General features: G+C 46.4%; 13 protein-coding genes. 9 read left to right on the top strand and 4 right to left on the bottom strand.

Features of this window, described 5'->3' with window-relative positions:
• Nucleotides 1-22 precede the first annotated feature (22 nt).
• A complete protein-coding gene (locus NG796_RS01725; protein WP_261204196.1) occupies nucleotides 23-904 on the bottom strand; it encodes a pentapeptide repeat-containing protein in 882 nt (293 codons plus the stop codon).
• Nucleotides 898-1,083, bottom strand: a complete 186-nt coding sequence (locus tag NG796_RS01720; protein WP_261204195.1) for a hypothetical protein — start codon at nucleotides 1,081-1,083, stop codon at nucleotides 898-900. Before NG796_RS01720 ends, NG796_RS01725 begins: the two co-directional genes overlap by 7 nt.
• Nucleotides 1,084-1,599: 516 nt before the next feature.
• Between NG796_RS01720 and NG796_RS01715 the strand changes: the two genes are divergently transcribed.
• Both NG796_RS01715 and NG796_RS01710 read left to right on the top strand, forming a co-directional pair.
• Nucleotides 1,600-2,580 (top strand): ABC transporter ATP-binding protein, encoded by a 981-nt coding sequence (locus NG796_RS01715; protein WP_261204194.1) that lies wholly within the window; start codon nucleotides 1,600-1,602, stop codon nucleotides 2,578-2,580.
• A gap of 104 nt (nucleotides 2,581-2,684) precedes the next feature.
• On the top strand, nucleotides 2,685-3,098 hold the full coding sequence (locus NG796_RS01710) for a fasciclin domain-containing protein (protein WP_261204193.1): 414 nt from the start codon (nucleotides 2,685-2,687) through the stop codon (nucleotides 3,096-3,098).
• Nucleotides 3,099-3,288: 190 nt separating this feature from the next.
• Here NG796_RS01710 and NG796_RS01705 read toward each other — a convergent pair whose 3' ends face one another.
• The gene (locus NG796_RS01705) at nucleotides 3,289-4,734 is read right to left on the bottom strand and encodes a glycoside hydrolase family 13 protein (protein ID WP_261204192.1); all 1,446 of its coding nucleotides are present in this window, start codon (nucleotides 4,732-4,734) and stop codon (nucleotides 3,289-3,291) included.
• A gap of 494 nt (nucleotides 4,735-5,228) precedes the next feature.
• On the opposite strand from NG796_RS01705, the gene NG796_RS01700 reads away from it, so the two are divergent.
• Nucleotides 5,229-5,333 (top strand): PetM family cytochrome b6-f complex subunit 7, encoded by a 105-nt coding sequence (locus NG796_RS01700; RefSeq protein ID WP_261204191.1) that lies wholly within the window; start codon nucleotides 5,229-5,231, stop codon nucleotides 5,331-5,333.
• A gap of 157 nt (nucleotides 5,334-5,490) precedes the next feature.
• On the opposite strand, the gene NG796_RS01695 is transcribed toward NG796_RS01700, so the two are convergent.
• Nucleotides 5,491-6,555: an AI-2E family transporter gene (locus NG796_RS01695; protein WP_261204190.1), complete on the bottom strand. Its 1,065-nt coding sequence runs from the start codon at nucleotides 6,553-6,555 to the stop codon at nucleotides 5,491-5,493.
• 299 nt (nucleotides 6,556-6,854) lie between these two features.
• On the opposite strand from NG796_RS01695, the gene NG796_RS01690 reads away from it, so the two are divergent.
• The 6 genes from NG796_RS01690 to NG796_RS01665 all read left to right on the top strand — a co-directional run bounded on the left by NG796_RS01690 (nucleotide 6,855) and on the right by NG796_RS01665 (nucleotide 15,277).
• On the top strand, nucleotides 6,855-7,628 hold the full coding sequence (locus tag NG796_RS01690) for a MotA/TolQ/ExbB proton channel family protein (RefSeq protein ID WP_261204384.1): 774 nt from the start codon (nucleotides 6,855-6,857) through the stop codon (nucleotides 7,626-7,628).
• A gap of 71 nt (nucleotides 7,629-7,699) precedes the next feature.
• Nucleotides 7,700-8,233 (top strand): ExbD/TolR family protein, encoded by a 534-nt coding sequence (locus NG796_RS01685; RefSeq protein ID WP_261204189.1) that lies wholly within the window; start codon nucleotides 7,700-7,702, stop codon nucleotides 8,231-8,233.
• A gap of 271 nt (nucleotides 8,234-8,504) precedes the next feature.
• Entirely contained in the window at nucleotides 8,505-9,830 is a 1,326-nt protein-coding gene (locus NG796_RS01680) for a class I SAM-dependent methyltransferase (RefSeq protein WP_261204188.1), read from the top strand.
• A gap of 108 nt (nucleotides 9,831-9,938) precedes the next feature.
• On the top strand, nucleotides 9,939-10,469 hold the full coding sequence (locus NG796_RS01675; RefSeq protein ID WP_261204187.1) for a type IV pilin protein: 531 nt from the start codon (nucleotides 9,939-9,941) through the stop codon (nucleotides 10,467-10,469).
• Nucleotides 10,470-10,689: 220 nt separating this feature from the next.
• Entirely contained in the window at nucleotides 10,690-12,915 is a 2,226-nt protein-coding gene (locus NG796_RS01670) for a tetratricopeptide repeat protein (protein WP_261204186.1), read from the top strand.
• Nucleotides 12,916-13,072: 157 nt separating this feature from the next.
• Nucleotides 13,073-15,277, top strand: a complete 2,205-nt coding sequence (locus NG796_RS01665) for an O-linked N-acetylglucosamine transferase, SPINDLY family protein (protein ID WP_261204185.1) — start codon at nucleotides 13,073-13,075, stop codon at nucleotides 15,275-15,277.
• The last annotated feature ends 14 nt before the right edge of the window (nucleotides 15,278-15,291 follow it).

Here is a 15,291-nt window from a genome sequence, read left to right as displayed (position 1 = left end):
CCCTTATCCTGAGCGATCGCCTTTAATTAATGACCTGATAATCCGCAATTTTCCACTGACCATTGACCCGTTGTAAATTGTATCGGATTAAATTTGTGGCAAAACTAGCGCGATCGCGATCGGCTCGTCCATTTTCATATAACGTGTAATCTTCCGTAACCCTGGCTTCTAAGGTTGCCCGATTCCCTTCTGCAACCAACCGCTCTATTGATTCTACTCGCTGCACTCCATATTGATAGAACGCATTATTACTTTCTAACCAAGTCACAGAATTAAGAGAATCTGCATAAAGAATTCCCGTTGTCAAATTTCCCAATAATTCCCGATCAAATGGAGGCGCAAAAATCTTACCTTTAGCTGTTAACCAGTCCCGCAGCAATGCCCCAGCTTGCCTCTCGTCCAGTCCCCCTGTCTCTGATGACGGCTTGGGTACCGGATTGGGTGCCGGATTCGGTGCAGGGGTCGGACGAATACACCCCGCTTCTTCTAAATTGACCCCTTGTAACTGTGCATCTTGACGCTGCCAACCGCAAGTATTTGCCCCTGTCAAGACAGCATCCTTGAGATTGGCTCCTCGAATATCAACCTCCCGTAAATTCGCCTGACTAAAATTAGCCGCTTCTAAGTCGGCAGCAATCAGAATCGCTTTGGATAAATTCGCACTGCGAAAATTGGCATACCGCAAGTCCGCATTTCGGAGATTGGCCCCCTCTAAATTGGCTTCAGACAAATCGGCACCCCGCAAGCTAACCCGTTCTAATTGAGCATCGCGCAAATCGCATCCCGCACAGCGATTGGTGTCCAGCAGTTGCTGTAGGTGTGCTGGGTTAGCGGCAGCAACAGGTAAAGCCAACCCCAAGGGGACGAACAGAACCGTGATTATTCCTACATTTTTGATCAGCATAGACGAATGATAAGAGTAGTAACAGTTACCAGGGTTGAGGGCATAAGGGTTCCCGTATCAATAGGAGCCGGTAACATTTCCCCCCGAAAATCGAGCAACTGAACAATGACGAGATAGGCGATCGCCAGCAAAATGGAAATCGCACCCGTAATGATAGCTATAACTTTAGACCGATCCATTGTATTTTTTCCTCTTACTCCTTAAAACCATTCTATTTCGGAGTTGCGGCAGCACCTGAAAAAGCCTGAAAGTAACCGTTTGTAGCTACGAGCGTAATTGTGACTGCAAACGGTCAGCCCCACCCCCCACACTCTGACGAAAAACTGCCCAAACCTCCCTGATTCAGGTCCCATGTTGTGTTGATAGTCCCGACTTCAGTGCTCCTCTCCCACCCTTACAAGGGTAGGTTTTTTAGGGTCATGGTGATTCGCCTTAGATTAGCTGCACTTCCGGTTCCCTCCCCAAGACACAGGGGAGGGGACCGGAAGTAAAAAACCTACTCTTGTAAGACTCTCCCAAGCCCCAGACTTGGACGAAAAACTGCCCAAACAGCTCTAGTCGATGCTCCCATCGGTCCTAAAATCCAGTGTAATTGGGAGAATCTTGCCCCTGAAAGGATGTAAAATGAGGCAAAATTGGGTAAATTCGGGACAAGATAGAACTAAATTTAGGTTGCACGAAATTGGGAAACGGACATGGATTCTGTCGTTGATTGGCCTGCCGAACCGATAACCACTGAGCGAGTACCAGCGATCGAGACCTTTCAATTGCGAAAGGCTTACCGTACTGGGTTTTGGATGAACAAACAAATCGAAACCCTCAAAAACTGCACCCTAACCGTGTATGAGGGCGAAACCTTTGGGTTGCTCGGCCCAAATGGGGCCGGGAAAACGACTATCCTTAAAATTTTACTGGGCATTTTGCGTCCGAGTGGGGGTCGCGGGTTATTATTGGGGCAGCCTTTGGGCGATCGCGCTGTTCGAGAACGTATCGGTTATCTCCCAGAAAACCCCTATTTTTATAAATATCTAACCGGCTGGGAATTTTTGGCTTTTACGGCGAACTTATTCCAAATTCCCCCCAGTGAGCAACGCCAACGCATTCCCGATCTATTGGATCTCGTCGGCATCGCCAAATCTGCTGCGCGTAATAAGATCCTGGGTCACTACTCTAAAGGGATGTTACAGCGCATTGGCATGGCCCAGGCACTGATCAATAATCCCGATATTGTGTTTTTAGATGAACCCATGTCGGGATTAGACCCCTTGGGACGATATCAGATGCGGGAAATTATTGTTTCTTTGAAAGAACAAGGGAAAACAATTTTTTTTAATAGTCACATCCTCGCCGATGTGGAAAAAATTTGCGATCGCGTTGCCATCCTCGCCCAAGGTGAATTAATTTGCTGCGGTTCCCTCAAGGAATTATTGGGGACTTCTGACCTTTATTTTGTCAAAGGGATAGGGGGAAATTTAGAAGTGCTTAAACAGTGGTTACCGGACTTGGACTTAGAAGACGATCGCTGGCAAGGGCATTTAAAAGGGTCACCCCAGGATTTCCTCGCCAGCTTGCAACTCATGGGGGGTAAGCTGATTACCATTGACCTAACAGGTGCTTCACTCGAAGAGTTTTTTGTCCAACAACTGCGCGATCGGGGGATTACCGTCAGTCAATAAATTCACCCTGAAGTTCCTCCCTGTGAAAGAGGGCTTGGGCTGATTTCTCATGTTATTCCTAAACAGAAATCAACAGAACTCCTATTTTTAGGAAGAAATCACTCATGGCTGACTTAATAGAAACCGCCCAGGAACTCGGGCAATTCAATACCCTGATGACTTTAGTTGAATCCGCAGATCTCCTCGATTTGCTCAAGAGTCCCGGACCCTATACTGTTTTTGCACCCACGGACGAAGCCTTTGCCGCACTGCCTTCTAATACCCTCGCCAATTTGAGGGAGGATATCCCCAAACTGAAGAAAATCCTTTGCTATCACGTTTTAAATGGAGATGTGCGGACAGATAATCTGGAGGAGTTAGCTTCAGCAGAAACGGTGGAAGGTTCCGTAGTGGGGGTTGATACCTCTGACGGGATCCAAATCAACGATGCTAAAGTCTTGAGTGCCGATCGCCTCACGGACAATGGGGTGATTCATGCGATCGACAAGGTACTCATTCCCAGTCTGGTTTCGGTCTAAGATAGTCGCTAAAAATCCACACCCTAAAGGGTAGAAGCTCCTCGGACAAAGCCCGCCTGCGCGGGCTACTCTATAAAAACGACTTTTCCTACCTGGATTTGGTATCGGAGGCGATCGCATCTAAGAAGCCCACCCCCTCAACTCTCTCCATCCACGATAGGGGCGACGCCTCCTGCCTCGCCCCCATCATTTAACCCAAAATGCACCCACTGCGAGGGGGAACATTTAAACTCATCTGGTCATCCTGCCAAGACACTTGAGCTTTCCCATATAACAATTTCTCAGGATGAGAGTTCAATCCAGAGACATCCACAGTCTGCTCACAGGCATTCGTGCCGACATTGACGGCGACAATCAGTTCTTCCCCCGGTAACTGCCTTGCGAAGACATAGAGGGTTCCTTGAGCGCATAACACCTTGTAAGTGCCGGTCCGCAAAGCTGGATGAGCATGACGCAGCGTAATCAGTTGGCGGTGATAGTCGAATACTTCCCGGTCCCAATCTTCTTCCTTGGGAAAACCACGACGAGAGTCAGGGTCCAGACGACCCGCCAAACCGACTTCATCTCCATAGTAAATACTCGGAGCACCGGGGAAGGTTATTAACAGCAGAGTTGCCAACTCCACAGAAGGTTTATCATCTCCGGCAATAGAAAGCAGACGTGCCGTATCATGAGAAGCTAGAAGGTTAAGCTGAGTCAGTTGGATTTCCCAGGGGTACATTTCCAACAACTGCTGCATTTTTTCCGCATACTCTCCAGCAAACATGGGAGGGGTGGTTTGGTAGTCCCGGTCCTTGACTTGACTCAAATCAACGCGATCGCCCGCAGTAAAGGCAATGGTAGGTCCGGTAAATAAATAGTTCATCACCCCATCGAACTGAGTCCCATCCAACCAGGGACGAGCATCATGCCAGACTTCGCCGACAATGTAGGCATCGGGATTAATTGCTTTGACGCGATCGCGAAACTCCTGCCAAAACCCTTCCGTTTTCACCTCAAACGGCACATCCAACCGCCAGCCATCAATCCCAAACTTAATCCAATATTCTGCAATCTCCATAATGTATTCCCGCACCTCTGGATTGTCGTGGTTGAACACCGGCAAAGCCCGATTATCCGCCCATCCATCATAATTAGCGGGAAAATCGCCATTGTAAGGAGACAGGGGCCATCCGTGAATTTTAAACCAATCGACCCAGGGAGAATAAGGGCCATTTTCCAAAACATCATGAAAAAAGAAAAAGCCCCGGCTAGAGTGGTTAAAAACCCCATCTAGCACTACTTTAATATTGCGTTGATGCGCCTCTAACAACAATTCTCGAAACGCCCCAGTTTTCCCCAACATCGGATCTACCTGATAGTAATCATGGGTGTGATAACGGTGGTTACTCGCCGATTGAAAAATGGGGGTAAAATAAATAGCATTAATCCCCAAGTCTTGCAAATAGTCCAGTTTGTCTACAACGCCCCAGAGATTTCCTCCTTTATACCCTTGCAGGGTCGGAATAGCGTGCCAATCTTCCCAACGACTGTGCTTCAAGAGTAGCTCACGAGGCTGAGTACCTCGGGCGAATCGGTCCGGAAAAATTTGATAAAAAACCGCGTGTTTTACCCAATCGGGTGTTTGAATTTCCATAGATTTTCTTATGCCTCCACCGACAATGCTACAATCGTGGGCGGACAAAGGGATCTAACCTCCGGTAGAAAATCTCCTCCACAATATTGTAGGAGGTTAAGAAACGTAAAAGTTAATGAAATTTTTAGAAAAGTGACCCATACGATTCAAAAACTCGACGCAGTTCAGTCCGACAATTGTCAAGATTTAGTCCATATATCTGACCAATGGGCAATAATCGATCCCCACAGACCCAGCCCTGGCGGACAATTTACAGAAATAGGCACTGAAAGCTGAGGAAACGCTCGCTAAATACCGGACAAAGCCGCCACAAGAAGGAGACCCTGAGTATCCTGTTTGTTTTGGTGGGCTGGTTTGATGGCATCGGTAGGTAGTTCCAGGCAGAAGCAGGTCCGAAGTGTTCTACAATACTCCGTGCGGGTTTAAACCGCACGGAGTTTAGCGGTCTGGCTAGAACTTGTCCTCATCCCATAAATTTAGGAGAAATTATAACGATGACTGGTGAAATTTTCACGACTGCCTTTTTAGCCTTTGCTTTAGTCATGGTCGGTTTAGTCCTCGGGTTCGCCTTACTCAAAATTCAAGGCGCAGAAGAATAAGCCCCCAACACCGAACCCTATCCATAAAACAAGCGATCGCCTTCTTCAATATTCAGGAAGGCGATCGCTTATTTTATCCTTGAACCTCTCGAAACCCACACCCTAAAGGGTGGGGAGGAAAGCGGACAAAGCCCGCCTGGGGGGGCTAATCTATAAATCAGTGCGCGCTTGACACTTCAACCGGGGGACTATCTGGATCCGATCGCAAACTGTCTGCGGTGCTTTTGATAAAACTAGCTAGAGGCACTGCAATCAGAACCCCTAACACTCCTCCCAACTTCGCACCAATTAAAAGCGAAATTAGCACCCAGACTGGATTAAGACCCGTAAATCCCCCCAATAATCGCGGTGCCACGCCACTTTCGATGCTTTGCTCGATCGCCACGGACACGATTAAAACTTTCACCCCCAGCCAAAAATTATTAAACGCAACTAAGATACTCACCAAACTAATACTTAAACCGGCCCCAAACGGAATCAGGCTCAACACGCCCACCACTAAACCAAATAACAGACCAAACGGGACTCGCAAGACCAAAAATGCCAAAGTCATGGAAACTCCCATTAAAGACGCTACCGTGACTTGACCGACAAAATAATTATGGAAATTTTGGCCTAGGGAGAACCGCATCTCCTTCGCCAGACGAGGGGGTAACCATTGTAATAGGCCCTCCCAAAGGCTACGTCCGCGCCAGAGCATATAGAACGTTAAGATGACCGTCACTACGACATCAAATATGCGACCCACCGTATCCACGGCAAAACCCAGGACTTGACCCGTGAGGTTTTGCAACTGACTCGACAGGCGTTCCGTCAGTTGAGTGCTCAATCCACTGAGATCTACCGGCCAATTTCGGGCGATCGCCATTTCTTGCAGGGTCTGGAGTTGCGCGGCCCCAGATTTAATCCAAACGGGCAATCGGTTCGCTAACTCCGTCAATTGTTCTAAGGCGATCGGCACCAATGTGATCCCCAACCCTACCAACGTCAGTAAGGTCAATAGAAACACGAGAATCACAGCCGGGGTATGTTTGGCCCCATATCGCTCTAGGAGATTCACCGGATAATCCAAAATAAACGCCAGCAACGAGGCTGCAAGCAGGATACTGATGATCTTGTCAAAATAATCAAACGCCACCAGCAACAGCCAACTGTTGAGGAAAATTAAGGGGAAGGCGAATCCCAAAGTCAACCATCGAGGCATTGTTTCACTGATTTTCATAATGAGAACACTTAAAACAGGGGACAGCTAGACCCCAAAGAAGGCATCTTTTTAGTATCGTAGATGAGTGACCAGAGGGTTTGCTGAAAACACTCGGAGGCGTTTGTAGCGCCCACCCTATTCTCGAATTCTACCGAATCCTCTCAGACTGGTTGTAAAGTATCGTAAATTTCTACAATAGAAATGCCATATCCTGAGTTGATCGTAGACCCAACCCTAGGCGATCGCAATTGACGGAGGAACCCAACAGCGTGAACATAGACACAATCCAAGAGATTTTTGAGAAAGGCGGCGTATCGATGTGGCCCTTGTGGGTTCTATCCATCCTAGCAGTCGCCACAATATTAGAGCGCAGTTGGTTTTGGGCGACCGTCGTCAGCAAAGAAAAAGAAACTGCCAATCGCGTCCTGGAAGCCGCCCGATATGATTGGCGAGTCGCCCAGGAAGTTGCTAGACAAGCCAGCAAGCGCCCCATCGGACGATTTCTCCATTCCCCCTTGCGATTGCAAAATGCCGATCCTGAAGTATTTCGGCTGGCACTAGAGGCCGGGGCAGAGGAGGAAATTGCTATTATGCGCCGGGGTGATAAAGTATTAGAAGCCGTGATTGCGATCTCGCCTTTGCTCGGCTTGCTTGGTACCGTCCTAGGGTTAATTGAATCCCTCGGTTCAATCCGCCTGGGAGATATCGGAACCGGAGCCACCGCCGGGGTCACTACCGGCATCGGTGCAGCCCTAATCAGTACCGCATTTGGGCTGATTATCGCCATTACGAGTTTAGCCTTCTATCGTCTATTTCAAGCCTTAGTCGTCAACCAGGTCAAAATTTTCCGCAAATGCGGGAATGAACTGGAGTTGCTCTATCGCCAATATTGGAGCCAAATCCACCATAATCGCAGTGGTGCGCCAGAAACTCCCGCCGCCTGGGCCAGCAGAACGGTTCAAGACAGTGGGTTCACCGTTAAACCTGAAGGGTCTGTTAATCATAGTAAAGGCTACCCAGAAATCGGGGATCAGCCCCAGGATAGAGCCAACAAGATTGATGGCTTGAATTCCTCCGATCAGTCAAATTAGGTTAGATTAAGCGGGGGGAGTTCCTACCGCTTGCCATTCACCCCTTTGAATTTCTGGGAGGCGATCGCCCGATGAAGATTAACTATGAGTCCCAAATGGAAGAAGCTCGCATCGAGTTGATTCCGCTCATCGACGTCATTTTTTGTATTTTGACCTTTTTCCTCCTAGCCGCCTTGCAACTCACCCGCCAACAGGCGGTGAATGTAGACTTGCCCCAAGCAGAGACGGGGACGGTACAGATGCAAGAATTGAAGCTATTTGTCAGCGTAGACCAACTCGGACAAAGCTACGTGGATAAACAGCCTGTAACGCGGGAGCAACTGTATCAGTTATTGTTGACTTATAAAAGAGCCAGACCCGAGGGGTTGATTGTGCTTTCGGCGTCAAAAATGGCAAGTTATAATGACGTGATGCAGGTGCTAGATTTGCTGAGGTCTGTAGGAGGCGATCGGGTTGCCCTAGCCACCATCCCCAGTTCCAGCGACCTATTCCAGCTACCTGGTGGCGATCGGCCCGCTAATGGTTCAGCAGTGCCAAATCTGCTAGTTCCTGAAACAGGAGCGGAAAATGCGCCAGGGATGGGCGGAACGGGAGATGAGAATTAAGTTGGTTAAAAGTTTTTTGTACCCACTGATCCGTTCCTACTGAGGAGCTAATACAGATTTATCATTTTTTTAAAGAATGAGTGGTTGTGATCAAATTATTTTGTAGGTTTAAAATAAAAACGTAAGTAGTCATGCAAGAAAATAGCATATTCTGCTCCCCTGCAACTCTTGTTGTTGAGCAAAGGGCAAAGAATAGGGTGAAATTATTTTTGTCTCCCTGCTTAATTCTTTAAATTTAAAAATTAACAGAACTATAAGAGGCTTTACAATAATGAATAACAATACCCCGGAATTACGAGAGAAAATTCGTCAGCAATTTGACAGTGGCCCTTATCCTAGGCAACCTGTCGAAGCCTCGCCCAAAAACGATTATAATTGTCTATTTATTCATAATATTATTACAGCCTTTTATTTGAGGTATAAAAAAGTAGTCAGCCCCAAGAACAAAGTCATATTAGATGCGGGATGTGGCACCGGCTATAAAGCTTTAGCTTTGGCAGAAGCCAATCCGGGAGCTAGAATTATTGGAATAGATTTATCCCAGGAATCGGTAAAGCTGGCAAAACAACGCTTAGAGTATCACGGATTTAAAGATGCTGAATTTTATGTTATGCCCATAGAAGATTTGCCTAGTTTAGGGGTAAATTTTGACTATATTAATAATGACGAAGTTTTATATCTGTTTCCGGACCCAGCAATGGGGCTAAAGGCAATGAAGTCCGTCCTTAAGCCAGAAGGAATTATTCGGAGCAATCTCCACAGTTTTTTAGGTCGGTATTACTATTATCGTGCTCAAGACATTTTTAAAATGATGGGATTGATGGATGGCAATCCTGGAGACTTGGAGATTTCTATAGTACGCGATACTATGAGGTCCTTAAAAGATGACGTAGATATTAAAAGAAGTACCTGGCAGGAAAAGAAGCATGACGAGCCCGAGTATTATATGATGAACTATTTATTTCAAGGGGACAAAGGTTACACCATTCCTCAGATGTTTGCAGCCTTAAGAGCAGCCGAGCTAGAGTTTGTCAGTATGGTGAACTGGCGGGGTTGGCAGTTGCAGGACCTGTTCATCAATCCTGACGATTTACCTCCTTTTATGGCCATGAGTTTACCTGAGCTTTCCCCAGAAGAGGAATTGCAGTTGTTTGAACTCTTGCATCCTTGTCACCGATTACTGGATTTTTGGTGCACTCATCCTAAGACCGAGGACAGTAGCCCCTCAGTCGCAGAATGGACAGATACAGACTGGGAAAATGCCTGGGTGGAGCTGCACCCCCAGCTCAAAACCCCTCAAATTCGAGAAGATCTGCTGCAATCTATCGCCAATCGAGTCCCCTTTCAAATCAGCGGGTATATTACGCTCAACACCATTCGCCCTATAGGTTTGGAGAGTAGTCTATCCGCTTGTCTATTGCCTCTGTGGGAAAGAAGGCAGTCGATTAAGTCATTGACAGAACGATGGATTCAAATCAGGCCAGTGGATCCGGTCACCCTGGAGCCAGTCACAGAAATTATTGCCTTCGAGGAAGTTAAAACCCTTGTGAGAAATATGGAAGCTTTTCTCTATCTGCTTTTGGAGCGTTCTGCTTAAAAATGTCAAAAAATTTTTCTGGGGGTGATATGAACAACTCAGAAGGTGGGTAAGTTATCTCCAGGAGTTAGAAATCACCCATTCCACTCAGCAAGGAGACCTCAGACTATGAAGACCGAATTTAAAACTAAATTCCTGCAACACCTTAACCAAAAAAATAGAGAAGAAGGTTTCACCCTCATCGAACTTCTGGTCGTTGTTATCATTATCGGGATTCTGGCTGCTGTCGCTCTGCCCTCTCTACTGAGCCAAGCCAACAAAGCCAAGCAAGTTGAAGCCCGCAACAACATTGGTGCGATGAATCGTGCACAACAAGCCTATCACCTGGAAAATAACAACCTATTCGCTACCACGGTCGCTCCCCTAGGAATTGGTATTAAAGATAGTGCCAACTATACCTACACTATTACGGGTGGTGGTGCAGCATCGGCAATTCAAGTTGCCTCTATCAATGCTGCCACTACTGGAAAATCCCTCAAAGGCTATAAAGGTTTAGCATATACGGCAAGCGGGGTAAGTTCCACAGAAGTCCTGACCCTAGCACGCTTGTGCGAAGCGGCTGCTCCTGGAACTCCAGCTGGAGACCCGACTTCTACTGGATGTGCAACTGGTGACAAGGATCTGGGTGCAGGCGGCTAAGATTATTTTACGGTCTAGTAGCATCTTTATAATGTAGCTAGACGGTTAAAAACTTTCCTCTATAAGGGAGCTTTAGGCATTCTTCTGCCTCAGATCGTAAATCTTTTTAATAGGAGTGGGTAGTCGATAATACTGCTCACTCTAACTTATTTTTAGGGTAACCAGAGGAACAAAGTTCAAGTGTTAGAGGTTTCACAGCGTAAATATAGTTTGTAATTTTATGGTTACTCCATCCATCGATTGGGAGCAACAAGCGAATCAGGAACGGCTTGAAGGCAATTATACTAAAGCGATCGCCCTTTATGAACGCGCCATTGAAACTCAGCCGGAACAGATGTCGCTGTACTGGCACCTGGGTATTGTGTTTCTGTTGCAGGGACAGGAAGAAGAAGCACATACCACTTGGTTAATGGGTATGGCGGAGGGTTCGGAGGAACAGATCGATCTGTGGACCTCTGAACTGGTGCAGTTGCTGGAAATCGAAGCAATCCGGCTCGAAGCACAGAAAAATGAGTCCGCAGTTTGGTTGATTCGTCAACACATTTGGGAAATTACCCCCTCAAATATTCACAATGTGTTAAATCTGATGCAACTGGCAATTGCTGCCGAGACGTTAAGCGATGAGGAGCTTCAGAACTGGGAAATTATAGAACTGTTACAAACACAGGCAGCAGGTAGTATTAATAGCGATTTGCTCTTACAAGTATTGCAAAAGTTGCTAAACTTTGCGCCTCTACACCCTTCATCGATAGCATTTGCTAACGCTTGTCTCCCCCACCTTGATCGCATTTCTGGTTTTCGAGATGTCTTGTTAGAGACTGCGATGACACTTGCCTACTCCCATAAGCAACCTGATCATGCCATATCTCTAGCTAAATTAGCTTTAAAAGGGAACCCTCAGTATCCCGCTGAAATTTTGGGAAATCTAGCGGGTTTTTATGATTATGCCCATAATTATTCTCTAGCTATAGAAACAGCAAAACAGTGTTATGAGAGCATGGAGGCATTGCCGGACAAAGTTTTTGCGACCTACTTGCTCATCAAAACTTACATGGGTAGGGGGGGATATTGGAATGAAGCGGTTACTGCTCTCGATCAGCAGGAACAACTCCTGCTAGAACTGCTCCAACAACCGCCTTCGGTACTCGATCCAGTTAGAGCAAGGCGTTTGCTGACTTCCACATTTTTTTATCCCTATTTGCGGGATGATCCCGAGAAAAATAGACAGATTCAGAATCCGATCGCAGAATTATGCCAGTCTTATCTTCAAAGGGATTCACCTGAACGAGTAGATAAATATTATCAGCATTCCCAACAGCGCCGGGTAGAAGCAGGAGCAAAAGAGAAACGACTGAAAATCGGGTACATCTCTCATTGCTTAAGAAGTCATTCCGTAGGATGGCTAGCTCGATGGTTATTTCAACATCACGATCGCGATAAATTTGATATTTATGGCTATTTCATCAACTACCAGCCCCTCGGGGATTCTTTACAAGACTGGTATGTTTCTCAGATGACCCGCGCCTATCAAGTCGGGAGCAATAGCATAGAAATAACGGACCAAATTGCCAGGGATGAAATTGATATTTTAATTGAACTGGATAGTTTAACCCTGGATTCTACTTTTACAATAATGGCACTTAAACCCGCGCCGATCCAAGTGAGTTGGCTGGGATGGGATGCTGTTGGACTTCCGGCTATTGATTATTATATTGCTGACCCTTATGTTTTACCTGAGCAGGCTCAAAACTACTATCAGGAAAAAATATGGCGCTTACCTCAAACTTACATTGCCGTAGATGGTTTTGAGGTAGGAGTCCCGACTTTAAGACGCGGTCGCCTGGAAATTCCAACTGATGCAGTGGTGTATTTTAGCGGGCAAACTGCTTACAAGCGTCATCCCCATACAGTGCGGCTACAAATGAAGATTCTTAAAGCTGTGCCGAATAGCTACTTTTTGATTAAAACCCGAGCCGATGAAGAAGCGGTGAAAAACTTTTTTACCCAGTTAGCAGATGAAGAGGGCGTCGAAAGCGATCGCCTCCGCTTTTTGCCGACTGATTCCTCGGAGGAAATTCACCGGGCGAATCTGGGTATTGCTGATGTGGTACTCGATACCTATCCTTATAATGGCGCGACTACGACATTGGAAACCCTATGGATGGGGGTTCCTCTGGTGACGCAAGTGGGAAAGCAATTTTCGGCTCGTAACAGCTATACCATGATGATCAATGCTGGCGTAACCGAAGGGATTGCTTGGACAGATCAAGAGTATGTGGAATGGGGAATTCGTCTGGGGAGCGATCGCCAACTCCGCGAAGAGATCTCTTGGCGACTCCTGCGATCGCGCCAAAGTGCTCCCCTGTGGAACGCCAAGCAGTTTACCCTGGAGATGGAAAACGCCTACGAACAAATGTGGCAAAAATATGTCGATGGGACACCTTAGTTCCTGATCAAATCTAGGTCGAATTGTCCTGACCCTTACCCCCTCTTTTGCTTCGCGGATTTATAGAATTAAATAGTAGCACTATGAAGCAGAGTTGCCGGGGTAGCTAATCGCGTTAAAAGCGCATCGGTGAGTTCTAATCAGCATTACTTGAGCGATGGAAAATCTAACGAATTTGGAACAAACGGCTTACTCTAGCTGGATGCAAGGAGACTATAACGAGGCCGCCCAACTGTACGAACAGGCAATGATAGTGAATCCAGAAAAACTGGAACATTGCTGGTATTTGGGCCTGATGTTACTGTTGCAAGAAAAAGAAGAAGAAGCCCATACCACTTGGCTCTTAGGCATGATGGAAGGTTCCGACGAACAGACCGAAGAGTGGACATCGGAATTACTATCTATACTGCGCACAGAAGCGTTAAGACTCGAAGAATTAGAACAGGTGTCAGCGGCTTGGTTGATTCGCCAGCACATCCGGGAAATTGCCCCGACTGATATTCATAATCTATTGAATCTCATCAAACTGGCGATCGGGCAAGAAATGTTAACCGATGAGGAATTAGAAAAATGGCAATTGACTTCATTGATCGAAGCGATGCCTCCCGGCAATTTAGATCCTAATTTGTTGGTAAAAATATCACAACTCTTATTTGATTTTGCCCCTCTCCACCCTTATTCTCGCGAATTTGTGGGAGTTTGTTTGCCTCATTTAGAGGGTAATTCGGACTTTCGCGATCTGGTTTTAGTGACAGCGGTTAAGATTGGGTTATCAATGGGGGAAACAGACATTGCCATCCCTCTAGCCGAATTATGTCTAAGGATTAATGCTCCGCATCCCGAAGAAATTTTCGGACATCTGGCGAGTTTTTATGAAAAAGAACGCAACTATTCAAAAGCCCTAGAAGCTGCTAACCAGCGTTATGCTCTTTGCAAATCGGTGCCGGATAAAATTTCTGCGAACGATCAGGTCATCAAAGCATTACTGGTTGAGGGAAAGTGGGAAGACGCTTATCCCCGGATGAAAGAGCAGGAGTCTATGTTCGTTTCTTTCCTTCAACAACTGCCACAATTTCTCGATGCAGTCACAGCATCCCGTTTGCTGACGGCAACCTTTTATTTTTCTTATTTTTGGGATGAACCTAGGCGAACTAGGCCCATTCAGAATCAGGTGGCTGAGTTATTCCAAAGTTGTGCGCAAACTTATGCTCTCTCCAAAGGATATCAGCCCCCTCAACGCCCAGATCGAGAATCAACCAATACTAAGTCTTTGAAGATTGGATATCTATCCAATAGTCTGAGAAAACATTCCGTCGGTTGGATGGCACGATGGTTATTTCAGTATCATGATCATGAGCGGTTTGAAATTTATGGCTATTTTGTAGATTATCAGCCTGGAGATTCGCTCCAAGACTGGTATCTTTCTAAAGTTGACTGGGCCTATAAATTAGGAGCAAACAGTCAGGATATTGCTGCTCAAATTGTTGCTGATGAAATTGATATCTTAATAGACCTGGATAGCTTAACTCTACAGACGACTTATCAGGTGATGGCACTTAAACCGGCACCTATTCAAGTTACCTGGTTAGGGTTGGATGCTTCGGGACTTCCAGCAATTGATTACTATCTGGCAGATCCTTATGTGTTACCAGACTCTGCTGAGGATTATTATAGTGAAAAAATATGGCGCTTTCCTCAAACTTATATTGCAGTAGATGGGTTTGAGGTAGGAGTACCCACTAGACGACGGCAGGATTTGGATATTCCTGCGGATGCAGTCGTCTATTATAGTGGTCAAACCAGTTCTAAGCGCCACCCAGAAACAGCGCGATCGCAACTGAAAATTATTAAGGAAGTATCAAATAGCTACTTCCTAATTAAAACTTGGCCGGATGTAGATACTATAAAAGACTTTTTTAGAGAACTAGCAGATGCAGAAGGAGTGGAACGCGATCGCCTCCGATTTTTGCCAAATGAACCTGAACAAACTCACCGCGCTAACTTAGGTATCGTGGATGTGGTACTCGATACCTATCCCTATAGCGGTGCCACCACCACCTTTGAAACCCTGTGGATGGGAATCCCCATCGTGACAAGAGTGGGCGAACAATGGGCGGCTCGCAATAGCTACACGATGATGATGAATGCTGGAGTCACAGAGGGCATTGCCTGGACGGAGGAAGAATACATCAACTGGGGAATTCGTCTAGGCAAAGATTCCGAACTCCGAAAACAAATTCATTGGCGACTGATGAACTCCAGAAAAACTGCTCCTTTATGGAACGCCGAGAACTTTACCCGCCAGATGGAAGATGCCTATCAGCAAATGTGGGAAAACTATTTACAAAGTATTCGGGTTTGATAGGAATAGCTATA

Origin of the sequence: Laspinema sp. D2d, from assembly GCF_025370755.1 — a bacterium.
In the GTDB taxonomy this organism is placed as follows: Bacteria; Cyanobacteriota; Cyanobacteriia; order Cyanobacteriales; family Laspinemataceae; genus Laspinema.
This window is presented reverse-complemented; position numbering and strand designations above follow the sequence as displayed.